The sequence below is a fragment of the Pseudomonas sp. GD03875 genome (genome assembly GCF_029840585.1).
In the GTDB taxonomy this organism is placed as follows: Bacteria; Pseudomonadota; Gammaproteobacteria; order Pseudomonadales; family Pseudomonadaceae; genus Aquipseudomonas; species Aquipseudomonas paralcaligenes.
Genome location: NZ_JAOCCV010000015.1, coordinates 62446 through 84277 on the forward strand (window position 1 = coordinate 62446; position 21832 = coordinate 84277).

19 protein-coding genes and 5 pseudogenes are annotated in these 21832 nt (G+C 57.5%); 4 read left to right on the top strand and 20 right to left on the bottom strand.

Annotation, left to right across the window (positions count from 1 at the left end):
• Positions 1-151 precede the first annotated feature (151 nt).
• Positions 152-898 (bottom strand): ferredoxin reductase, encoded by a 747-nt coding sequence (locus tag N5D30_RS14805; protein ID WP_002118292.1) that lies wholly within the window; start codon positions 896-898, stop codon positions 152-154.
• Positions 891-1493 carry a sulfite oxidase-like oxidoreductase gene (locus tag N5D30_RS14810; protein WP_003464980.1) on the bottom strand — a complete coding sequence of 201 codons (603 nt, stop codon included), beginning with the start codon at positions 1491-1493 and terminating at the stop codon, positions 891-893. Before N5D30_RS14810 ends, N5D30_RS14805 begins: the two co-directional genes overlap by 8 nt.
• A gap of 467 nt (positions 1494-1960) precedes the next feature.
• On the opposite strand from N5D30_RS14810, the gene N5D30_RS14815 reads away from it, so the two are divergent.
• Complete coding sequence (locus N5D30_RS14815; protein WP_003464979.1) at positions 1961-2431, top strand: hypothetical protein; 471 nt, start codon at positions 1961-1963, stop codon at positions 2429-2431.
• Positions 2432-2756: 325 nt separating this feature from the next.
• On the opposite strand, the gene N5D30_RS14820 is transcribed toward N5D30_RS14815, so the two are convergent.
• The 3 genes from N5D30_RS14820 to N5D30_RS14830 form a co-directional block, all read right to left on the bottom strand.
• Complete coding sequence (locus tag N5D30_RS14820) at positions 2757-3050, bottom strand: DUF1330 domain-containing protein (protein WP_003464978.1); 294 nt, start codon at positions 3048-3050, stop codon at positions 2757-2759.
• 58 nt (positions 3051-3108) lie between these two features.
• The gene (locus tag N5D30_RS14825) at positions 3109-3540 is read right to left on the bottom strand and encodes a heme-binding protein (protein WP_005006001.1); all 432 of its coding nucleotides are present in this window, start codon (positions 3538-3540) and stop codon (positions 3109-3111) included.
• Positions 3541-3612: 72 nt separating this feature from the next.
• Positions 3613-4626 (bottom strand): zinc-binding alcohol dehydrogenase family protein, encoded by a 1014-nt coding sequence (locus tag N5D30_RS14830; RefSeq protein WP_263101885.1) that lies wholly within the window; start codon positions 4624-4626, stop codon positions 3613-3615.
• A gap of 75 nt (positions 4627-4701) precedes the next feature.
• Between N5D30_RS14830 and N5D30_RS14835 the strand changes: the two genes are divergently transcribed.
• Positions 4702-4869, top strand: a complete 168-nt coding sequence (locus N5D30_RS14835) for a hypothetical protein (protein WP_016487060.1) — start codon at positions 4702-4704, stop codon at positions 4867-4869.
• A 204-nt stretch (positions 4870-5073) separates the two neighbouring features.
• Here the strand turns inward: N5D30_RS14835 and N5D30_RS14840 are convergent, their stop codons facing one another.
• The 10 genes and pseudogenes from N5D30_RS14840 to N5D30_RS14885 all read right to left on the bottom strand — a co-directional run bounded on the left by N5D30_RS14840 (position 5074) and on the right by N5D30_RS14885 (position 13577).
• Complete coding sequence (locus N5D30_RS14840; protein ID WP_011979111.1) at positions 5074-6042, bottom strand: magnesium and cobalt transport protein CorA; 969 nt, start codon at positions 6040-6042, stop codon at positions 5074-5076.
• Positions 6039-6743 carry a glutathione S-transferase N-terminal domain-containing protein gene (locus N5D30_RS14845; RefSeq protein WP_003464969.1) on the bottom strand — a complete coding sequence of 235 codons (705 nt, stop codon included), beginning with the start codon at positions 6741-6743 and terminating at the stop codon, positions 6039-6041. Before N5D30_RS14845 ends, N5D30_RS14840 begins: the two co-directional genes overlap by 4 nt.
• Before the next feature lie 140 nt (positions 6744-6883).
• Entirely contained in the window at positions 6884-7423 is a 540-nt protein-coding gene (gene msrA / locus N5D30_RS14850) for a peptide-methionine (S)-S-oxide reductase MsrA (protein WP_003464967.1), read from the bottom strand.
• Between the two features lies 1 nt (position 7424).
• Positions 7425-7868: a peptide-methionine (R)-S-oxide reductase MsrB gene (gene msrB, locus N5D30_RS14855; RefSeq protein ID WP_003464965.1), complete on the bottom strand. Its 444-nt coding sequence runs from the start codon at positions 7866-7868 to the stop codon at positions 7425-7427.
• Positions 7869-8388: 520 nt separating this feature from the next.
• Positions 8389-9192, bottom strand: coding sequence for an IS21-like element ISPst3 family helper ATPase IstB (istB, locus tag N5D30_RS14860; protein WP_011911830.1), 804 nt, complete (start codon positions 9190-9192; stop codon positions 8389-8391).
• Positions 9185-10417, bottom strand: a pseudogene (gene istA, locus N5D30_RS14865) (IS21 family transposase); the annotation flags it as partial. The gene istB and the pseudogene istA, both read right to left, overlap by 8 nt.
• 168 nt (positions 10418-10585) lie before the next feature.
• Positions 10586-10906 (bottom strand): annotated as a pseudogene (locus N5D30_RS14870) (DNA polymerase V subunit UmuC); the annotation flags it as partial.
• 476 nt (positions 10907-11382) lie between these two features.
• Positions 11383-11925: pseudogene (locus tag N5D30_RS14875) on the bottom strand (cation transporter); the annotation flags it as partial.
• 68 nt (positions 11926-11993) lie between these two features.
• A pseudogene (locus N5D30_RS14880) lies at positions 11994-12258 on the bottom strand (Tn3 family transposase); the annotation flags it as partial.
• 14 nt (positions 12259-12272) lie between these two features.
• Positions 12273-13577, bottom strand: coding sequence for a PAS domain-containing methyl-accepting chemotaxis protein (locus N5D30_RS14885; RefSeq protein WP_016486921.1), 1305 nt, complete (start codon positions 13575-13577; stop codon positions 12273-12275).
• A 316-nt stretch (positions 13578-13893) separates the two neighbouring features.
• On the opposite strand from N5D30_RS14885, the gene N5D30_RS14890 reads away from it, so the two are divergent.
• Both N5D30_RS14890 and N5D30_RS14895 read left to right on the top strand, forming a co-directional pair.
• Entirely contained in the window at positions 13894-14454 is a 561-nt protein-coding gene (locus tag N5D30_RS14890; RefSeq protein ID WP_003117272.1) for a recombinase family protein, read from the top strand.
• Between the two features lie 3 nt (positions 14455-14457).
• Entirely contained in the window at positions 14458-17424 is a 2967-nt protein-coding gene (locus N5D30_RS14895; RefSeq protein ID WP_003117273.1) for a Tn3-like element ISPa40 family transposase, read from the top strand.
• Here N5D30_RS14895 and N5D30_RS14900 read toward each other — a convergent pair.
• The 5 genes and pseudogenes from N5D30_RS14900 to N5D30_RS14920 form a co-directional block, all read right to left on the bottom strand.
• On the bottom strand, positions 17421-17693 hold the full coding sequence (locus tag N5D30_RS14900; protein WP_021703118.1) for a response regulator: 273 nt from the start codon (positions 17691-17693) through the stop codon (positions 17421-17423). The two genes, N5D30_RS14895 and N5D30_RS14900, sit on opposite strands and share 4 nt — an antisense overlap.
• A 172-nt stretch (positions 17694-17865) precedes the next feature.
• A pseudogene (locus N5D30_RS14905) lies at positions 17866-18315 on the bottom strand (EamA family transporter).
• A gap of 160 nt (positions 18316-18475) precedes the next feature.
• A complete protein-coding gene (locus N5D30_RS14910; RefSeq protein ID WP_255209949.1) occupies positions 18476-19162 on the bottom strand; it encodes a hypothetical protein in 687 nt (228 codons plus the stop codon).
• 301 nt (positions 19163-19463) lie between these two features.
• Positions 19464-20135, bottom strand: coding sequence for a methyltransferase domain-containing protein (locus tag N5D30_RS14915; RefSeq protein ID WP_021703120.1), 672 nt, complete (start codon positions 20133-20135; stop codon positions 19464-19466).
• Positions 20136-20219: 84 nt separating this feature from the next.
• Positions 20220-21497 (bottom strand): HAMP domain-containing sensor histidine kinase, encoded by a 1278-nt coding sequence (locus tag N5D30_RS14920; protein ID WP_021218881.1) that lies wholly within the window; start codon positions 21495-21497, stop codon positions 20220-20222.
• Between the last annotated feature and the right edge of the window lie 335 nt (positions 21498-21832).

A 21832-nucleotide genomic window follows, 5' to 3' on the forward strand; every position in this document is an offset into this window, starting at 1 on the left:
TGAGCTTGATGTCGAGCCAGGTATCGCGAGCGAAGGCGTTCTAGAGGCCGGGGGGTACGAAGACTGTGTTCGGCAAAACGGTTCACGTTGATCGCCAAAGCTTCCCAGGGCGCACGTCTACGATCGGCGCGACGTGAGATAGCTCGCGCCGCTAGCCCCCGTAGCGCTCCGTCTTGATGATGGAGGCGTCCAAGCCCGCCAGCAGCGCGCTATCGGTTGCGATGTTGACGAATCCGTTAGACCCGCAGACGAACACTTGCGTCGGCTTTCCCTGAAGCCTGGTTAGAATTTCTTGGACCATCATGCCGTCGATCCGTCGCGCAAAGTCCGATGCGCGAACCGGTTTCTCGCGCGTAATCGCGAGCGCCAGGACGAACGCCGGATCGCTGATTTCGATGCAATGAAGTTCTTCTGAGAAGAGAACGTCCTCGGCGGTTCGTGCGGACAGGAGCAACGCTGTCGGAACGGCTTGGGCCAATGCGCGGCGCTGCCGGATCATTGCCATCAACGGCACGAGGCCGGAGCCTCCCCCGATCAACAGAACCGGATCTATGGCAGGCTCAGGCCAAAGGAAATGGCCACCGAGCGGACCGCGAACTTCGATTTCGTCACCAATCGCCGCGATGTCGTGAAAAAACGGCGAAACTTCGGCATCCGGCATGCGCTCGATAGCTATCTCGACGATCGGGGTCGAAACTGCCGATGACGCGATCGAGTAGCTGCGCATTGCACTGTAGCCGTCGGGCGCGGTCAGCCGGATATCGACGTGCTGACCTGCGGTGTGCGCGAACGGCTTGCTCAACCGAAGGAAGAAGCTCTTGATACTCGGTGTTTGCTGGATGATGTCGTCGATCACGCATGATTGCCACGAACGGACTTGCGCTTCGTTTTCAGTCATGGGTGTATCGTTGTTCGCGCCACGGATCGCCGTAGATGTGATAGCCGTGCAGCTCCCAAAAGCCGGCCTCGTCACGCGTCGTGAATTGCAGCGCATTCACCCATTTGGCGGATTTCCAGAAGTAAAGGTGCGGCACTAGAAGACGCGCCGGCCCCCCATGATCGCGGGAAAGTGGCTTGCCCGCATAACTGAGGGCGACCATCGCTTTCCCGGAAAGCAGATCCGTCAGAGGGACGTTTGTCGAATAATTATCGTAGCAGTGCGCCAAGACGAAATCGGTAGGCCGATCAAGCTCTGCATCTGCAAGGATGTCTTCAATGAGTACACCCTCCCAAACGGTATCCAGTTTGGACCAAGAGGTGACGCAGTGAATATCCTTTGTCACCTGGGTCTTTGGTAGAGTGTTGAATTCGCCCCAATTCCACGTTTTGACGGGCTTCGGACCAATTTTGACTGTGAATTTCCAGTCGGAGGGCTCTACCCTCGGCGTAGGGCCGGCCGACAGAACAGGGAAATCCTCCACCAGATGCTGACCTGGCGGAATCCGATCGGACTGGTCGCCTGAACCGCGACCGGTGAAACCTCTGGTGACCATAGTGACCCCTCTTGCTCGATACGGCAGACCGAAGCCGGCCTTCATTTCAGTACTCTGCGTAAAGCATTTGCCCGCACATCCGCCGAATAAGCCAATCGACTAAAAATCAGATACAGATGCTCTATCATCGTAAAAAATCGCGTATCGAACATAGCGTCAGGCCAGCATGATTCCCAATACCCAATGGCTATAGGGTAGATAACCCCAAGGCTGCGTACGCTGATCTGCGGTATGCGGAGCGGAAGTTGCAGGTTCGCTCTCAAACGGATGGGCAGCGTGCAAAGCTCAAGGCTCACCAGCGCATGGTTGCCCAGTTCGCGCTCGCCGGCAGCTTGAGTATATTAAGGACGAAATGTCGATCTGATCTATTCTGGCTTCAGGAAATAGGGAAAATAAGGTCGGACGTTCGCGCACCGTCGCGACGCGCGATCATCCACTAAGCTTCTGTATCGGGGTTGGAGGATCAGATGAACGAGATCGAACGACAAGCGCCTGAGCTGCGGGTGCAAAAATGGATTGGCAAAGATGGGGAAAGTATCGCGCCGTTCAAACTGTCAGATATCGGGCCCGGCCCGAAAATCTTGTTTGCCTTCCAGCATTGGTGCCAAGGTTGCCATTTGCATGGGTTTCCGACGCTACAAAAGTTGCATGCAGCGTTGAGCTCAAAAGACGTGGGGTTCGCAGTGATCCAGACCGTCTTCGAAGGAACGCATGAGAATACCTTCGAGAAGTTGCGCGTGAACCAGCTCAAGTATGAGCTTCCTATCGTTTTCGGTCACGACGAGCAACCGACCGGCTCGCCGTTTCCAACCTTCATGGAAGACTACCGCACACGAGGAACTCCGTGGTTTACGGTTATCGACGCTGGCGGTAGCATTGTTTTCTCGGACTTCCATCTCGACGCGGAGCGACTAGTGAAGCAACTTGAGCAAGGTTAATCGTTGGAAGGTGGGCAATCATCCTGATTGCCACCCATCCCCTGATGCCCACTACAGGCGTTGCGCGCTGTAACTCTGTTGATCAGCGTGCGAAAACCCGGATCCGGATAGGAGGAGCGTCAACGATTGAATCAATCCGTTGGGAGAGGGCGGCTCCGCTCCGTCAGCTCGGCAATAGATAACCCATTCTCGCCGAGCAACTCTCTGATCCGATCGACGATATGAGCCCCTAGCGCCGCTGTCTTGGTCCCCCCCACAGATTCCCAAGATGCGAGTTCACACGCCGATACCTCGTGGTCAGCGCCGAAGTGCTTCTGTCGGTATGTCACCGCCGCCCTTCAATGATAAAGGCGCGGTAACGGGAACCGGCAAAGCGATGAGCAGCGATGGTTTGGTAGGCGGGACTGTCATACCAGTCGCGAGCGGCCTGCATCGTCGGGAAACGCAAGATTACGGCCCCTTCGATGGGCGGCCCCTCCAAATGCTGGATCGCGCCATAAGCGGCGAGAAAGGTAACGTCGTGACCATCGAACGATGGTCCGACGCCTGCAGAATAGGTTGCGAGTGCATGTGGGTCGCTGGTTTCTTCCCGCGTAAAGACGACGAACGCTTCCATCATTAGGCCTCTCAAAGGTTGGATCTGTTGGCCATTACCACCGGTGATGGCCTCACAGTCGTCAGGCTGGCAACTGGAACCCGATTTTCATGAGTGCCTCGACGCACGCATCCTGATCCTGCTGATAGTTGCCTCCGGAGATGCCTATGCCGCCGATCAACTTCCCATCCTCCAGAATCGGATAACCGCCGCCGACAGCGACCATCCGAGGGCGATAGGCTAGCGGCGCCACTTTTGGATCGTTGGTCACATAGTCGTTCCAGACATGGGTCGGGAACCCAAACGAGGCGGAACTCCAGGCCTTGTCGATGGCAACATCGACGGTAAGGAACGGCGCATCGTCGGTGCGCTCGAACGCGCGCAGGTTACCGGTGGCGTCGACGACGGCGACGGCAGCCGGGATGCCGATGGCACGGGCCGCAGCGAGCGCCGCGTCGATGAGGGCGACTGCGGTTTCGCGGTTGATCGAGGCGGTGGCAATAGATTTGGTCATGGGATTCTCATCGCTGGGGCATAACCCGTTCGGCTTTTTGAGGTTGGACAAGATGTTTGGCGATCGCGGTCGTTAGAAGCCTTCGAGGACGATCTTGCCTTTAGCCGCGCCACTTTCGATCAGTGCATGCACCGTCTTCAGATTGGCGGCATTGATCGGCGACAGTCGCCGGGTCAGCGTCGTGCGGATTTTGCCGTCGTCAACCAGCGCTGCCATCGCATCCAGAATCTCGCCCTGCTCATTCATGTCGGGCGTGCCGTAGATCGACCGCGTGAACATCAGCTCGTGGTGGATCGACACCGCCTTGCGCTTGAAAACCATGATATCGAATGCCTTGGGATCGTCGATCAGTCCGAACCGTCCTTGTGGGGCGATCAGTTCGGCGATGTCGGCGACATGTTGCTCGGTATGTGTGGTCGAAAAGACGAAAGCGGGAGCACCGATGCCGAGTTCGGCGATCTGTGGCGCGAGCGGACGAGAATGGTCGATGACGTGGTGAGCTCCAAGCCCTCTTACCCACTCTTGGGTTTCCGGTCGAGAGGCTGTGGCGATGACGGTGAGGTCCGTGCGCTGTCGCGCGATCTGGACGGCGATCGACCCAACCCCGCCCGCGCCACCGATGATGAGGATCGCCTCCGCCGCACCGGGTACGGGCTTCGCCACGTCCAGGCGGTCGAACATCGCCTCCCAGGCCGTCAACGTCGTCAGCGGCAGCGCCGCCGCTTCCGCCCAGGAGAGCGACGCAGGTTTGTGACCGACAATCCGGGCGTCGACGAGATGGAACTCCGCATTGGTACCGGGCCGTGTGATCGATCCGGCATAATAGACCTCGTCGCCTAACTCGAACTGCGTGACGTCGGGGCCGACCTCGCGCACAATCCCGGCGGCATCCCATCCCAGCACCTTCCAATCGCCATCTGCCGGCGGCGTGCTGTTGCGGACCTTGTAGTCGACCGGGTTGACCGAGACGGCCTTCACCTCAACCAGGATATCGTATCCTGCAGCGACAGGCCGAGGCAGATTGATGTCGACCAGCGCGGCATCCGCGGCGATGGGTCGCGGAACCTTGTAACCAATGGCTTTCATAAATGTCTCCAGCTTGCTTGATCGGATGACGCGAATGCTCGTTAGTCAACTTCTTCTACATTGAGGTCCCGACTCTTGAACTGGGTCGCGGTAGCAGATTTCATCGAACACGTCGATCAACAGGCCCTTATGCTCGGTCGCCGGATCGGTGATCGCGTAGAGGGTGGAGGCGTTATCGCCATCATCACCGCTTCCGAGGCGAAACGCCGCGTCGACGCAGATGCCGCACGGACCGATGGTTGATCCTGGCTCGAGATCGACGAGATTGCTGTCCTTGACGCGCTATTCGCGGTCTTAGCCCTTGGCGATGAAGGACTGAACTGCTTGTAGAGCGTCGGTCAGCTGCTATGTCATGGACGCACCTTCATCTTGAGTTGGATTGGACAAGCTTCCGTATAAGGCCCGCTGTAACCGTCAGATGACGGCGAAGAAAACGATGGGCAGTATTCACAGCCACTTAGCCTTCTTGAAGCGCACAAATAGGAAAACGCACGATATCGCTATCACTCCGAGCACGACAAAGTATCCGTAGGCCGTGTCCAGCTCCGGCATGTGCTTAAAGTTCATGCCGTATATTCCAGCGATCGCCGTCGGGACTGCCAGTATTGCCGCCCAGGCCGCGAGCTGGCGGGTGACCACACCGATCCTTTGCGCTTCCAGAAGGCTGCTGGCCTCAAAGACCGTGGACAGGACAAGCAGGAGGCCGTCGACCATGGACTGCACGCGGTGGACATGGTCCGCGACGTCGTGGAAATATGGTGTCATTTCGGCGCTGATGCAGGGAAAGTGGCCGCGAACGAGCTTTCGCACCAGCTCGGCCATAGCCCTGAGCGTGCGCTGGAACCGCGTGAGTTCGGACCTTAGTTCGAAGATTCGCGCCACCTCTTCTGGCCCGAGGAAATCGTGCAGCGACCGTCGCTCCATCGCCAGGACGTCGTCCTCGATCATTTCGAAGATGGGCAGATACTGGTCGACCACGCGATGCAAGATCGCGTGCAGCACATAGTCGACACCCTTGCCGAACTGCGTCGGCGATGCCTCGAGTTGCTCCCGAAGTTTGCCCAGCGCTCCGGCATTGCCGTGCCGCACGGTGATAAGGTGATTGTGACCGGTGAAGATCGCCATCTTGCCGTAGCTGATCCGGTCGCCGACCAGCTCGGCGGTCTGCGCGACGACGTACAACTCATCGTTGTAGACCTCGAGCTTGGGCGGGCACAGCGGGTGCATCGCGTTGTCGATCGCCAACGGATGAAGATTATATGTCCTTTGGATCGCGAGTAGTTCCTCGGGGGTGGGTTCGCTAAGCGCGATCCAGCAGAAGCCCGAGCGACTCTCGCCCAACTTGACGTGCTCATCGAGCGCGATTTCGCGAACTCGCTTGCCTTCGTTGTAATAATAGGCGGCGATGATGCTCATGCTGGCCTCGCGGGAATGTGGAGGCCACGCTGGACGGCCGGTCGAGCCAGCCCGCGTCCAAGCCATGCGCGGACGTTCGAAAAGCTGCTGAGGCCAAGGATGTCACCCGCAGCGTAGAATTCCACCAGCGCATTCACCCAGCCGAGCGTCGCGATGTCCGCGATCGAATAGTCGTCGACGATCCAGTCGCGGCCTTCCAGCCGGCGATCCAGAATCCCCAGCAGACGCGTGGATTCGTCGATAAAGCGCTGTTGCGGCCGCTTGTCCTCATAGTCCTTGCCGCCAAATCGCAGGAAGAAGCCGAGCTGACCGAACATCGGCCCGATGGCCGACATCTGAAAGAACACCCACGCTAGGGTCTCGTAACGCTGGCCTGGTTCGGTGGAGATGAACTGACCCGTCTTGTCGGCCAGATAGAGGAGGATCGCACCGGATTCCCATAAGGCGATGGGTCTACCGTCAGGGCCAGCCGGATCGATGATCGCCGGTATGCGTCCGTTCGGGTTCAGCGACACGAACGCCGGATCCTTCGACTCGTTGTTCGAGATGTCGATCAGGTGGGGCTCGTACGCCAGGCCAGTCTCCTCAAGCATGATCGAGACCTTGACGCCATTGGGCGTAGGGGCTGCGTAGAGTTGCAGGCGATCGGGATGAGATGCCGGCCAGCGCTGCGTGATCGGAAAGGACGAGAGGTCTGGCATAAATCTGCGATCCTGGTGTTGCGATGGCGACTGACTGGAACGAGCCGTCACTCTGAAGTAGGGTTCGATGACCGCGTCGCTGAACGACGCGGTCACGAAGATTGCGGACCGGACCGGCGCAGTGGCAACGGCAGTGAAGCCTATTCCGCCGCGGTCCCGGCCGCTGGCTGTACGTCGTCAACCTTTTGGCGCTTCGGAAGCACCCAGCCGGGACGGACGAAGTGGCAGGTGTAGCCGCCCGGGCGCTTCTCCAGATAATCCTGGTGATCGGGCTCGGCCTCCCAGAACTCGCCGACCGGCTGGACCTCGGTCACCACTTTGCCATCCCACAGCCCCGAGGCATCCACATCGGCGATCGTATCCTCGGCGACGCGCTTCTGCTCCTCGTCGACATAATAGATGCCCGACCGGTAGGAGAGCCCACGATCATTGCCCTGGCGGTTCAGCGTCGTCGGATCGTGGATCTGGAAGAAGAATTCCAGGATGTTCCGGTAGCTCGTCACTGTCGGGTCGAAGACAATCTCGATCCCCTCGGCATGCGTGCCGTGATTACGATACGTGGCGTTCGGAATATCGCCGCCCGTGTAACCCACACGGGTCGAGATGATGCCGGGCCGCTTGCGGATCAGATCCTGCATGCCCCAGAAACATCCTCCTGCGAGAACAGCGCGCTGATGCATGTTAAGCCTCCTCTACTTGATCGAGATATTCACCGTATCCCTCGGACTCCATCTCGTCGCGCGGGATGAAGCGAAGGGACGCTGAGTTGATGCAGTACCGCAGACCGCCGCGGTCGGAAGGACCATCGGGGAACACATGGCCGAGATGACTGTCTGCGTGTACTGACCTGACCTCCGTCCGGACCATGCCGTGTGCGCTGTCCCGCACCTCGTTCACGTTTGCCGAAACGATCGGCTTGGTGAAGCTGGGCCAGCCAGTACCCGAATCGAACTTGTCCGTCGAAGCGAACAGTGGCTCTCCCGACACTATGTCGACGTAGATGCCAGGCTCCTTGTTGTCGTTGTACTCGCCCGTGAAGGGCCTTTCGGTGCCCGCCTCCTGGGTAATTCGGTGTTGCTCGGGAGTCAGGTGGTCGATTGCTGTCTGTGACTTTTCAAACTTCATTACAGTCTCCAATACTTATCTAGAGGGCCAGGCACGCTACCGCTAATTTTTTATGTCTCCTGATTTGCTCCTACAATGGTAGTGGGATGGCAAACGAGGTTTTACTAAGTGTTGGAAAATTAGAGATTTAAATTTCGCGTCTATTAATTCTAGCGCAACTGAGTGGTTAAGCAAGTACGTAATCAGTAAATATTAAAAAAATAACACAAAAGCACGATTATATAATACAGTGTCAGTGTTTTATGATAATCAACAACGCCTGTTTAGATGCTGGTAGATGCGAATTTTTTGGCGTACAGTCAAAATTTTCTGATGGTTGCTTAGTGTGTTGGCGCTGATGGAAAATTGACCCACCCTGCCGATTGAAATTTGACCCAGGGCGGATTGCTGATTTTGTTACCAGCAACTGTGGATAAGTCTACCAGCGCAGCTGCTGTTGCCCCCACTCCTTCGCTAGCCCAGTTCAGTTGTTTAAGACCTGCCACACGCAGCCATGTAGCAGGCCGTCGTCGCCATGAAATCAGAACGGCTCATCGTCCTCCGGTTCCTGGCCGCCCTTACGCTTTCGCTCCCGTGATTTGATCTTGGCCTGGGCCGCCAAGCTACTGTGTTGCAGGCGATAGGACTCGTTACCGGTTTCGACGATGTGGCAGTGGTGGGTCAGCCGATCCAGCAGGGCGGTGGTCATCTTGGCGTCGCCGAACACGCTCGACCATTCGGCGAAGCTCAGGTTGGTGGTGATCACCACGCTGGTGTGTTCGTACAGCTTGGACAGCAGGTGAAACAGCAACGCACCGCCAGCCTGGCTGAACGGCAGATAACCCAGTTCGTCGAGGATGACCAGATCCATGCGCAGCAGTGCCTGGGCGATCCGCCCGGCTTTGCCGTCGTGTTTTTCGCGCTCCAGCAGATTGACCAGATCGACCGTGGAGTAGAAGCGCACGCGCTTACCGTGCCGGGTGATGCCGGACACGGCCAGCGCGGTGGCTAGGTGGGTTTTACCGGTGCCTGGCCCACCGATCAGCACCACGTTCTGCGCGGTGTCGGTAAAGGCCAGGCTGGCCAGCTCGCTGATCAGGCGTGCGTCGGCGCTAGAGGCGTTGAAATCGAAGCTGGCCAGATCGCGGTGCATCGGCAGCTTGGCCATGTTCATCTGGTGGCTCACCGAGCGCATGGCGCGATCTGTGTGCTCTTGTTCCAGCAGGTGTTCGAGCAGCCACTTGGATGAGGCTGTGTTCGACTCACCCTGTGCAGTTAACTCCGCCCAGGCCGTGGCCATGCCGTGCAGGCGCAGTTCCTTGAGTTCCGCCATCAAATCACGCATGACCGATCTCCTTGGTCTGGCCACGCAGGCGGTCGTAGCGCGCCGTGTTGGCGACGGGGGCTTCCTTGAGCGACAAGTGGGTTTCGACGCTGGGCGGCGGTTCGGATGCTGTCAGCCGTGCCACGACATTGAGGATGTGTTCGGCGCTCAGGCTGCCGCTTTCCAGTACCAGCTCAACAGCCACCAGCACCGCATCGAGCCCGGCGACCGGTACGGCAGCCAGAACTTGCGCCATGATCCGGTCACCGCCGGCATGACGCCCCAGACCGTGCTTAAGCTGACGCAGCGGCGCCGGCAGATCAGCAAAGGGCGCGCCGTTGCGCAGCGCACCGGGCTTGCGTTCGATCAGCGGGAGGTAGTGCTGCCAGTCATAGCTGACCTGGTCGCGATCCAGCAAGCGGACATGGCTGGCGATCAGCGCGTCGTCAGCCACCACCTCGATTCGCGTCGGATACAAACGGCTGCTGACCCACTTACCCGCATACTCACACGGCACCGAGTAGCGGTTGCGCCCGACGCTGACCAGGCAGGTGCTGGAGACCCGCGCAGGCCGCTCGACGTAACCGTCGAATGGCGCTGGCACAGGCATCAGTTCAGCGCGCTCCAACTCCAGCACTTCGGCCACACTCAGCCCGCTGTATTGAGGGTGCGTCAGCTCGTTCCAAAGCGCGCGGCAGCGCTGGCCCAGCCAGGCATTGAGTTCCTCGAAGGAGTGAAACTGGCAGTCCTGGGCGTCTAGCCAGATACGCCTGCGGCTGTCTTGCACGTTCTTTTCAACGATGCCCTTTTCCCAACCAGCGGCGACGTTGCAGAAGTCCGGATCGAACAGGTAATGCGCGCACATCACCGCAAAGCGCGCATTCACCGCCCGGCCTTTGCCCTTATTGACCTTGTCGACGGCGGTCTTCATGTTGTCGTAGATGCCCCGGCGCGGCACGCCGCCCAAGGAGCCGAACGAGCGTGTATGGGCGTCAAATAACATCTCATGGCCCTGGCTCGGATACGCCACAAGCCAGAACGCACGGCTGGCACACAGCTTCAGATGTGCCACCTGCATACGCCGGTAAATGCCGCCGACCAGCAAGCCTTCCTCGCTCCAGTCAAACTGAAACGCCTCATCCAGGGCAAAACACCCCTCCCCGGTCAGCTCGCGTGCCGTTCGCTCGACGTTGATGCTGAACAGACGACGCAGCGTCTTGTGGTCATAGTCAGCCAGCTGGAGCGCGGTGGTAATGCCCATCGCGCCCAGCCTGGCACTCAGCCGCCGACCGATCCCCCAGACCTCGCCAACCTCGGCCAAGGCCATCAGGCGGCGCTGACGCGCGAGCGGGCGAAGATCAACGACCCCGCCCGTTGCCGGCCACTTCTTCGCCCCCCAGTTAGCGAGTTTCGAGAGAGTCTTAGTGGGCGCGATCCCGACCCCAACCGGGATGCCGACCTCGCGCAGCACCCGAGCGCGTATGTCTCTGCCGAGCTGCTCCAGGTCGATCTGCATGCCACGCAGATCGAGGAAGGCCTCGTCGATGGAATAGACCTCGATGCGCGGAGCCATGCCCCGCAGCAGGCGCATCACGCGGGCCGATAGGTTGGCGTACAGCGCGTAGTTCGAGCTGCACACCTCCAGCCCGCTTTCGTGGACGTGATGGCGCACCTGGAAGAATGGTTCGCCCATCTTGATGCCCAGCGCCTTGGCTTCATTGCTGCGGCTCACCACACAGCCATCGTTGTATCTGAATGACTCTAACAGTTAGTAGATTGTAACATACTGTTTTATAAGCATTTTACAAGACTAACAATTTTTCAATTTTTCGAGGCCTCTTGAAACCCTTCACGACCACTGTTCGAACGCCAACGCAACCATCGTCATCCCAGCAGGTCATGCGTACAGTCGCCCGCAAGCTGGCAAGGCCGATCTGATTGAGGTGGCAGAAAAGAGCGTTTGCTCACGGTAAGTGGGCACCATCGTGCCGACGTACAGAAATCAACCGGACGCATACATCTAGCTAGGCGAACGGGGCATCACGCCCTGCCGGGGAGCCCAGCTGTGCAGCAACAGCTCGATCAAGGCGCTGGCTTTCAGGGTTGGCAAGCGCGTGAGCACGTCCTTTAGGTAGATCGAAAAAAGAAAGATTAATTTCCTCCCGGTTAAACCTCCACGTTGCTTAATGGGCGGAGGTTTGAGCACGATCATCAAGCCTTCATGGCAAGAATTCGCCGACCACCGTTGAGGACAAGCAGCCCGACAGCAAAACCAATGGCAAGGTCGGGATAAGGCGAACCCGTAAGCATAACCAGTAAGCCAGCAACAATAACCCCTAGGTTGGCCAATACATCGTTTGCTGAGAATATCCAGCTTGCTCGCATGTGAGCGCCACCATTCCGGTGTTTTGATATCAAGAGCAAACAGCCAACATTGGCCACAAGGGCGACCAGGCCAACCCCCATCATCAACAATGACTCAGGTTCGCTGCCGAAAATAAATCTGCGCACAACTTCCAATAAAACGCCTAACGCGAGCGCTATTTGTAGAAAGCCCGACAGATGTGCGGCCTTAAGCTGTAGACCCTTGCTCCGTCCAGCGGCATAGAAGGCAAGGCCATAAACAGCGGCATCGGCGAACATATCCAGTGAATCCGCAATCAACCCTGTGGACTCAGCAATAACCCCAAGAACCAACTCGGCTACAAACATAAGAGCGTTGATACCCAACAAAGCTTTAAGCACTCTGGACTCGTCTAGAGCCTCCTGGGCGTCAGCTTTCCCTCTCTGGGGTGCCCGCAGAATTCGGAAAAAATCGTACGCTAAGGTTTTCCGGGCAATCGTAGCGGCCTGAACTTCCCGACCTCCAGCCTGCGGCTCTGCCGCCAGACGTAATCGCCAGTCAGGTTGATGTGCTCCCAGCCCAGCGGCAACAGGTATTGCAGCAGCTCGCCGCCCACCGACTTGCCTCGACCAGCCCCAAGTGATGCGCTCCAGATACATCGTGTTCCATAGCACGATGGCCGTCACCAAGTTTGGGCTTCTGGCTCTGTAGCGCTGCGGCTCGAAGTTCCGATCCTGATTTTGCCTAAAACTGGACACTAGCTATTGTCTTTGAACAACGTCGATACGGTACGGGCAACATGGTCTGCACCGTCACTGATTTCACGCATAATAGTTGTTACAGTTGCGATCTGATCGTTGTTTTCTTCGGCGCTTCTAGCGATGCTGTTCATATCTATATTCAGTTGCTGAGTAAGCTTTCCGTTAGCAGTTACCACATTCTGGATTTCCACGGTGGCACTGCTAGTTCGAGCTGCCAACTGACGAACCTCGTCGGCTACTACAGCAAAGCCTCGGCCCATTTCACCCGCTCGGGCAGCTTCAATTGCGGCGTTAAGTGCTAGTAAGTTAGTTTGTTCTGCCACGCCTTGGATGGTGGTAACAATTTTCTCGATATCTTTAGCCTGAGCATTTAGCTGTGTAATCAAAATAACCGCACCGTTTATTAAATTAAGTGTGCTCTGAGATAATTCAATTGAACTAGCAAGGGACTCCATGCCCCGCACGGAAATTTGAGATGTCTCCTCGGCGGTGGTGAAGGAAAGCTCTGCGGCTTGACGGATTTCATCAGCCTTATGCTTCTGCGAGCTGACGTCGGTGGCAAATTTTAACACTTTCACAACCTGGCCGGCTTCATCAACGACGGGGTTGTAGGTGGCCTCAAGATAGATGGTCTCTCCCGATGCGGTCTTGCGCTCAAATTGCCCGCTGAAAAAAGTTCCTCCCTTTAAACTCTGCCAAAAATTTGTATTTTCTTGATAAAAATTATCGAAACAGAACATTCGGTGGTGTCGACCCTTGATATCGCTGAGGCGATAACCCATAGCACGGAGGAAATTCTCATTTGCATGCAGAATGTCACCGTTAGGTGTGAACTCGATCTCCGCCATCGAGCGGGAGATGGCTGCATGGACGGCTCTTAGTGAGAGTAACTCGTTTTCTCTCTGAGTGACATCTGAGCCAATCTTAATGATTTCAATAACTTTTCCATCTTGATTTTGAACTGGAATATAAGTAGCCTCAATCAATATTAAGTTACCGTCTTTGCGCAGCCGCCTAAATAAACCTGATAGAGGATGGCCGTCAGCCAATTTCTGCCAGAAGCGCGAATAATCAGCTGTGCTAGCATAATTCTTTTCGCAGAAAATTCTGTGGTGCTGCCCTGCTATTTCTTCGAGTTTGTAACCAAGCATCTCTAGAAAGATATTGCTCGCATAGATTACGCTCCCGTCTGGCCTGAATCTGATTTCCGCGACATTTCGATTTATTGAATCAAGCTGCCACTGTAGTTCTGAGAGCTTATTTTCTGTGTCCAGCAGTTGTTTGTTTTTATTGAAAAACATAATCATTACCTTTGTGCAAATAAAATAATACTTGGGGCCTAATTTATACTGTATCGGTTAGCGCAACCGCTTCTTGAGAGCATAGCTCTTTATAGTTGGTAAATTAGCGATTTGCAGCCATGTGTCATATTGAGCTATACCCTAACTGGATGTCAGGAATGGCCACGCTGCGCCGTCAGAATAGAGTCTGCTTTCACATTCTTTGACACATGCTTGCCAAGGTCATAGATTCCAACCTGACAAATTCAAGGCTTAGGGCGCAATGGAACCAAAAACCAACGTAAGCCCTACCGCCCATCCAGCCTATGGAGGCATCTTGCAGGGACAACGCATCGGTTACGTTCGGGTCAGCAGTTACGACCAGAACCCGGAACGCCAACTTGAGCAGGTCGAGATCGGCAAGCTGTTCACCGACAAGGCCTCGGGCAAGGACACCCAGCGCCCGCAGCTGGAAGCCATGCTCGGATTCGTCCGCGAAGGCGATACCGTGGTGGTGCACAGCATGGATCGCCTGGCGCGCAACCTCGACGATCTGCGCCGTCTGGTGCAAAGGCTGACCAAGCGCGGCGTGCGCATCGAGTTCTTGAAGGAGGGGTTGGTGTTCACCGGCGAGGACTCGCCCATGGCCAACCTCATGTTGTCGGTCATGGGGGCCTTTGCCGAGTTCGAGCGCGCCCTGATCCGCGAGCGGCAGCGCGAGGGCATCGCCCTGGCCAAGCAGCGCGGTGCTTACCGGGGCCGCAAGAAAGCTCTCTCCGACGATCAAGCCATCACGTTGCGGCAGCGGGCCGCTGCCGGCGAGCCGAAGGCTCAGCTCGCACGCGAGTTCGGCATCAGCCGTGAAACCCTCTACCAGTACCTTCGCACGGACGACTGAACCATGCCGCGTCGCTCGATTCTCTCGGCTACGGAGCGCGACACCCTGCTTGCGCTGCCAGAAAGCCAGGATGACCTGATCCGCTACTACACCTTCAACGACTCCGACCTATCCCTGATCCGTCAACGGCGGGGCGATGGCAACCGCCTCGGCTTCGCCGTGCAGCTCTGCCTGCTGCGCTACCCTGGTTATGCGCTGGGCAACGACACGGCGCTACCCGAGCCCGTGATCCAGTGGGTGGCCAAGCAAGTCCAAGCCGACCCCGCGAGTTGGGCGAAGTACGGTGAGCGCGACGTGACCCGCCGCGAGCACGCTCTGGAACTGCGCACCTACCTGCAACTGGCCCCGTTCGGTCTGTCGGACTTCCGCGCCCTGGTGCGCGAGTTGACCGAGCTGGCCCAGCAGACCGACAAGGGCTTGCTGCTGGCCGGGCAGGCGCTGGAGAGCTTGCGCCAGAAGCGGCGCATCCTGCCGACGCTGAGCGTTATTGACCGGGCGTGTTCGGAGGCCATTGCACGCGCCAATCGGCGGGTCTATCGCGCCCTGATCGAGCCGTTGAACCCATCGCATCACGCCAAGCTCGACGAACTGCTCACCATTAAGGCCGGCAGCAACAGCACTTGGTTGACCTGGTTGCGGCAATCACCGCTGAAGCCGAACTCGCGGCACATGATCGAGCACATCGAGCGGCTGAAGATTTTCCAACTGGTGGGCCTTCCCGACAGCCTCGGCCGGCACATCCACCAGAACCGATTGCTGAAGCTCGCCCGCGAGGGCGGGCAGATGACGCCACAAGACCTCGGCAAGTTCGAACCGGAGAGGCGCTATGCCACGCTGGTCGCCGTGGTACTGGAAAGCACCGCGACCGTGATCGATGAACTGGTTGATCTGCACGACCGCATCCTGGTCAAGCTGTTCAGTGGCGCGAAACACAAGCATCAGCAGCAGTTCCAGAAGCAGGGCAAAGCGATCAATGACAAGGTGCGCCTGTACTCGAAGATCGGCCAGGCCCTGCTGGACGCTAAAGAGTCCGGTGACGATCCGTTCGCCGCCATCGAGGCGGTCATTCCCTGGGACGAGTTCACCCAGAGTGTCACTGAGGCCGAGCTGCTGGCCCGGCCGGAAGCCTTCGACCACCTGCACCTGGTCAGCGAGAACTTCGCTACGCTACGCCGCTACACCCCAGCCTTTCTGGAGGTGCTTCAGCTCCGAGCCGCGACGGCAGCGCAAGCCGTGCTGGATGCCGTTCAGACCCTACGCGAGATGAATGCCGATAATCTGCGCAAGGTGCCCTCCGACGCACCGACCGCCTTCATCAAGCCGCGCTGGAAACCGCTGGTGATCACCCCGGAAGGCATCGACCGGCGCTTCTACGAAATCTGCGCCTTGTCCGAGTTGAAGAACGCGCTGCGCTCCGGCGACATCTGGGTCAAAGGCTCGCGGCAGTTCCGCGACTTCGATGACTACCTACTGCCTCCCGAGAAATTCGCCGCACTCAAGCGGGAACAGGCGCTGCCACTCGCGATCAACCCGAACAGCGACCAGTACCTGGAAGAGCGTTTGCAGCTGCTGGACGAGCAGCTGGCCACTGTCACCCGACTGGCAAAGGACAACGAACTACCCGATGCCATCCTCACCGAGTCCGGGCTAAAAATCACCCCGCTGGATTCCGCGGTGCCCAACACCGCGCAGGCGCTGATCGACCAGACCAGCCAGCTACTGCCGCGCATCAAGATCACCGAGCTGCTGATGGATGTGGATGAATGGACGGGCTTCACCCGCCACTTCACGCACCTGAAGGATGGCGCACAGGCGAAAGACCGGACGCTACTGCTAACGGCGATCCTGGGCGATGCCATCAACCTCGGCCTGACCAAAATGGCCGAGTCGAGTCCGGGCATGACCTACGCCAAGCTGTCCTGGTTGCAAGCCTGGCACATCCGTGACGAAACCTACTCGACGGCCCTGGCCGAGCTGGTCAACAGCCAGTTCCGGCATGCCTTCGCCGCCAACTGGGGTGACGGCACCACCTCATCCTCCGATGGCCAGCGTTTCCGTGCCGGCGGTAAAGGCGAGAGCACCGGCCACGTCAACCCGAAGTACGGTAGCGAGCCAGGACGGCTGTTCTACACCCACATCTCTGACCAGTACGCGCCGTTCAGCACCCGCGTGGTGAATGTAGGCGTGCGTGATTCCACCTACGTGCTCGACGGTCTGCTGTACCACGAGTCCGATCTGCGGATCGAGGAGCACTACACCGACACCGCTGGCTTCACCGATCACGTCTTCGCCCTGATGCACCTGCTGGGCTTCCGCTTTGCGCCGCGCATCCGCGACCTCGGTGAAACCAAGTTGTATGTGCCCAATAGCGTCCAAGACTACCCGACGCTGCGTCCAATGCTCGGCGGAACCCTGAACATCAAGCACGTCTGCGCTCACTGGGACGAGATTCTGCGGCTGGCCGCGTCGATCAAGCAGGGCACCGTCACCGCATCGCTGATGCTGCGCAAGCTTGGCAGCTACCCGCGCCAGAACGGCCTGGCCGTGGCTCTGCGCGAGCTGGGTCGGATCGAGCGCACGCTGTTCATCCTCGATTGGCTGCAAAGCGTGGAACTGCGTCGCCGCGTGCATGCCGGATTGAACAAGGGCGAGGCGCGTAACTCCCTGGCCAGGGCGGTGTTCTTCAACCGCCTCGGCGAGATCAGGGATCGGAGTTTCGAGCAGCAGCGCTACCGGGCCAGCGGCCTCAACCTGGTGACGGCCGCCATCGTGTTGTGGAACACCGTGTACTTGGAGCGCGCGACCCAGGCCCGAGAAGAGGCAGGCAAGCCAGTTAATCCTGAGTTACTGCAATACCTTTCGCCATTGGGCTGGGAGCACATCAACCTGACCGGCGATTACGTTTGGCGGCAAAGCCGCAAGCTGGAAGACGGGAAATTCAGGCCGCTGCGGCAGCTCGGAAAACCTTAGCGTACGATTTTTTCCGAGTTCTGCGGGCTCCCCAGCATGATCACTGGGGTGTCCCGTCTCGCCTCCTGGCGTAAACGCTGGCACACGGTATACCCATCGATGCCAGGCAGCATGATGTCCAGTACAAGCAGGTCGTAGTGCTCGCTGCTAGCTAAGCGTAAGCCGGACAGCCCATCTTGAGCGCAGTCTACGGTGTAGCCTTTGATCTGCAGGTAGTCAGCCATGTTGGTCAGGATATCGCGGTTATCTTCGACCAAGAGAATACGCATTAGGTGTGTCCTTTGACTTTTGGCCAAGCCAGACTGAGAGCGTTATTTCAGAAGCTGTAAGGGTAGCTGAAAGCGATCACTTATTTCATGACCGGTCAGCGAGACACATGCACCATGCATGCATATGCATTTTGAGAGGGGGAGTGTCGCAGTGCTTGGTGCCTGAGTTTGCCTATGCACCGTTACGTGCGCTTGATAGCGCAAGGACGATTACCCCAGCGCCGATCAACGAGATACCAAACCACGCTTGGCCAGAGGGGCGCTCGCCAAGAAAAATCACGGCAAAAAGCACGACCAGGACGACGCTGAGCTTATCGATCGGTGCGACCAAGGAGGCATCACCAAGCTGTAGGGCCCTGAAATAGCAGACCCATGAAGCGCCTGTCGCAAGTGCCGATAGCGCCAGAAATGCGACCGCCTTCGGGGGCAATTCCCAAGGACTGGTCCATTTCCCACTTAGCCATACGATCGGTAGCAGGACCAGGAGTACGACCGCAGTGCGTATGAGTGTGGCGAGATCGGGGTCGACATCTTTGACTCCAATCTTGGTGAAGATTGCCGTCAATGCAGCGAAAACTGCTTACAGGATTGCCCAGAAGAACCAACCGCCGATTGAGGACATGATATGGCGCCTAGTGAGTGGACTGGAGGCCAGCAGAAGCGTAGCTGAGCAGGTTGCTGGTTTGGTGGGCCATTCCTCCTCTGACCCACTGTCCATGTCTCTTGAGTGGCTTGAATCTGAGTTTCGTAAGGTACTAGGCGTCGATCTTCACGGATCCTCGTTACAGCTCCCACGCCAAGCTTGGCAGCTTGATAGGGCCTACCTCGCGTTGAAGCTCCAGGATGCGGTTACGGCCTTGCTCTGCGACCAGATAACGACCTGGAGCGGTCTCTATGATGGACTGTGGGGAGCGCAGGTGGGTCAGTACAGTGTGAAGAGCTCCGGCGGAGTCGAGTCTCAGCACTCTGGCCATATGAGTGGCATCCTCGGTCACCCAGAGACCTTCGTTATTGCAGAGCAGGAAGCCCGGCTCGCGCAGCCCCCGTGCAACGATAGTGTCGCGCCCTTCTGCCTGAAGCTGTTTGATGTGCCCCAATTGCTTCTCGGTGTAGAAAATGCGCCCATCAGGACAAGAGGTAATGCCTTCGGCCTCATCGAGGCCGGTACGCAGGGTAATGACGCGTTCCGTTTGAGGGTCGTAGCGCAGCAGTCGACCGTCGCCGTGGAGATCCTCTACGGCATAAAGGTAGTGGCCATCTGTAGCCAAGCCTTCAACGCTGTTTGCGCTGAATAGCTCATGTGTTCCGTGGTTATCCATCAGAAGGACAGGGTGCTCACCTTGCTCTTGGCTGAGGGCGACGCCTCCTTGATAGCGGACCATTCCATCAGGCTTAGACAGTCCTAGCTCTACCGCACTTAGTTTCTGGTCTGGAGCCAGTCGCAGTATGCGGCCTTCACCGTTCTGCATCTCTTGGCTTATGTAGAGCCCTCTTTTGTCGTCAGCAACCAATGCACTAACCCGTTCAACGGCATCTAGCCGTACGCTGTAGTCCCAGCCTGAGGCTGCGGTCACGGGGTACAGGTGTCGCCATGCGGGGAGCGCAGCGACGGCGAGAAGCAGGAGCAGGGCTATTGATATTCGATGTGACCAGATCCAGGTGAGTGGTCGCAGTAGATGCTCTGCATTCGCCCAGGGCAATATCGGGCGGTGTGCGATGGAGGGAGTTTCAGGGCTCATACGTAGCTCCTATAGGTGCATTCCCACATGCTCAGGACTCCTTGCGGAGCACATAGATACGCCAGGTTGCGTAACCTGGTGCTAGGTCCATGTGGGTCAAAATTTGGAAGCCGACACTGCGAAACTCAGTTTCTATCTGCTCTTTTGCAACTACCTGGCGGCACATGCCGTGGCCTGCGCGTAATAGAAAGCGCAGTGGTTTCCAAGCGGCTTTCCCATCTATCCAAAGCGACAGGATTACCGTGTCGCGTGTAACACGATGGAGCTCTCGGAGCAGAGCCAGGCGTTGGTCGGCCGATTCAACCTGCTGCAGTAGATGCATGCAGAAAATAGAGTCGACGGCGTTTTCTCCCAGCTGGATAGCTGATGCAGTGGACTGCAGTGCGCAGACTTGTTCAGGGATGCCTACTGAGTGATTTTCCTGCGCTTGAGCCAGCTGCTCTGCCGAGCTGTAGGCTGCGAGCACCAATCGATTTGGGTGACTGGTTAGCAGCGCCCAATAAGTGCCCACACAGCTGGATAGATCGAGGACAAGATTGGGGTCGCCGGCGGCGCGGAGTGCTCGACGAGCCATCCTGTTCTTGCGCCACAGCACGAAGCGGTCAGCGACACCAATGTCAGGTAGTTGGTGATTAGGCTGATGGAGTGGATCGCGTTGGTGTGAGAGATCCAACTCGACTAGTTTCGAACTTGTTTGCGACATGAGCTCTAGCTCCGAGATTGGCAAGATGGTGCCAATCTACGGAGGTAGTTGTCGGCGGGGCGTTAAAAGGCCGTGAAAAAAGTGTCAAGCCTTCTCTGATAGAACAATCGAGAAGCGGCTCCCTATTTTTTCTTGTGACTCAACCAGGATCTTCCAGCCTTTTTGCTGACAGATTCGTCTGACTATAGACAGGCCAAGTCCAAGACCTTCGCCCCTTGCCGATTCGCCTCGAACAAATGAGTTGAAGATCCTCTCACGGTCGTTTTGCGAAATCCCCGGGCCAGTATCTTCGACACGAAAGCCCCCTGCCTCCACGATCAAACGCACTTCACCTGTTTCTGTGTAATGCAGTGCATTGCGTAGCAGGTTGGACATTACTGTGCGTAGCAGGGCTGAGTCGTAGAGCTCGTTGTTATCAAGCTCACCCAGCAGATGGAAGGAGAGGCCTTTCTCTTCGAAGTGAGGTCCCCATTGACGTGCCTGCTCAACCGCCAACTCACTAAGTGATTTCTCCTCGGTCAGGCTGGTCTGCCCAAGGCCGGCACGCGCCAGTTGCAGAAAAGTCTGCACCAGATCTTTCATGTCTGTGCCGGCACGACTAATCCGGTCAACCTGGGACTGCTCATGCTCGGTCAGTCTAGGGGAAGTGGATAACAGCTCGCAGGAGCTAGAGATCACCATCAGCGGAGTGCGCAATTCATGGCTGACGTCACTGGTGAAGAGGCGTTCTCGCTCGAGTGAGTGTCGCAGTTGCCCGAGTGTCTCATCGAAGGCCGCGGCCAATCGGCCAACCTCATCATCCGGGTAGTCGGGGGCAAGCTTGGGGGCCATCGGTAGCAACTGGTCCCTGTGGCGTACTTGTTGAGCAAGTCGCCGCACAGGCGTCATTACTCGCCTTGCCAGCAGGCGTCCCAGCCCCCAGGCTCCAACGACGCTTAACAGGAAACCGCCCAGCACGACATCGAACAGTGCTTGCTCGCGAGCTTCAAACTCATGCTGCTCCTGTTCAAGAATGTCCTGATGCCCCTCATGGCTACGTTTGAATACGTAGTAGGCCTCACTGTTGGTAGCCACTACCTCTGAAAATCCATCGGGTAGGTGCGCGTACTGAGCGGGTAGGTTCTTGTTCCTAGAGCTGTAGTACTTCGTACTGGCGTCGATCCAGGCGGGCTCAATGCCCTTGGCCTCCTGGCGCATGGCGAACTCGAGCTCGTGGCTGAGCTCCTCGGAGACAAGATGCTCTTCTATAAAGTGCACGATCGCCACGATGCCTAGAGAGAAGGTGCCACTGACGATCAATGTCATCAGCGCAAAGGCAATGACAATTCGGCGCTCAAGAGGCTGCTTATTTGGCGACTGCATGCGGCGCTCCATGTTTGCGGTCGTGGGTTAGTGCCGCTTGGCACTCACAGACCCTGATTGGTCTGATGGACATACTTCCTATAGCAGGAGAGCACGGTGAAGGTTCCGCCTCATGGCAAGCCATTGGCCTACCTTCGCAAATTCTTCGGGGATGCGCTGACGAAGCTCGTGATGCAGAGCGCAGCATTTACGGACCGACAAGCTGCGGGTGGAAGGCTGTGTGCACTTTGAGCATCTGTGGGAGGAGAGGGCTAGGCAGAATAAATTGAGACTTTAGGCTGCCATTTATAAAAGAATCGTGAAAAAAACCTAAAATAAGCGTGATATCAGCGACT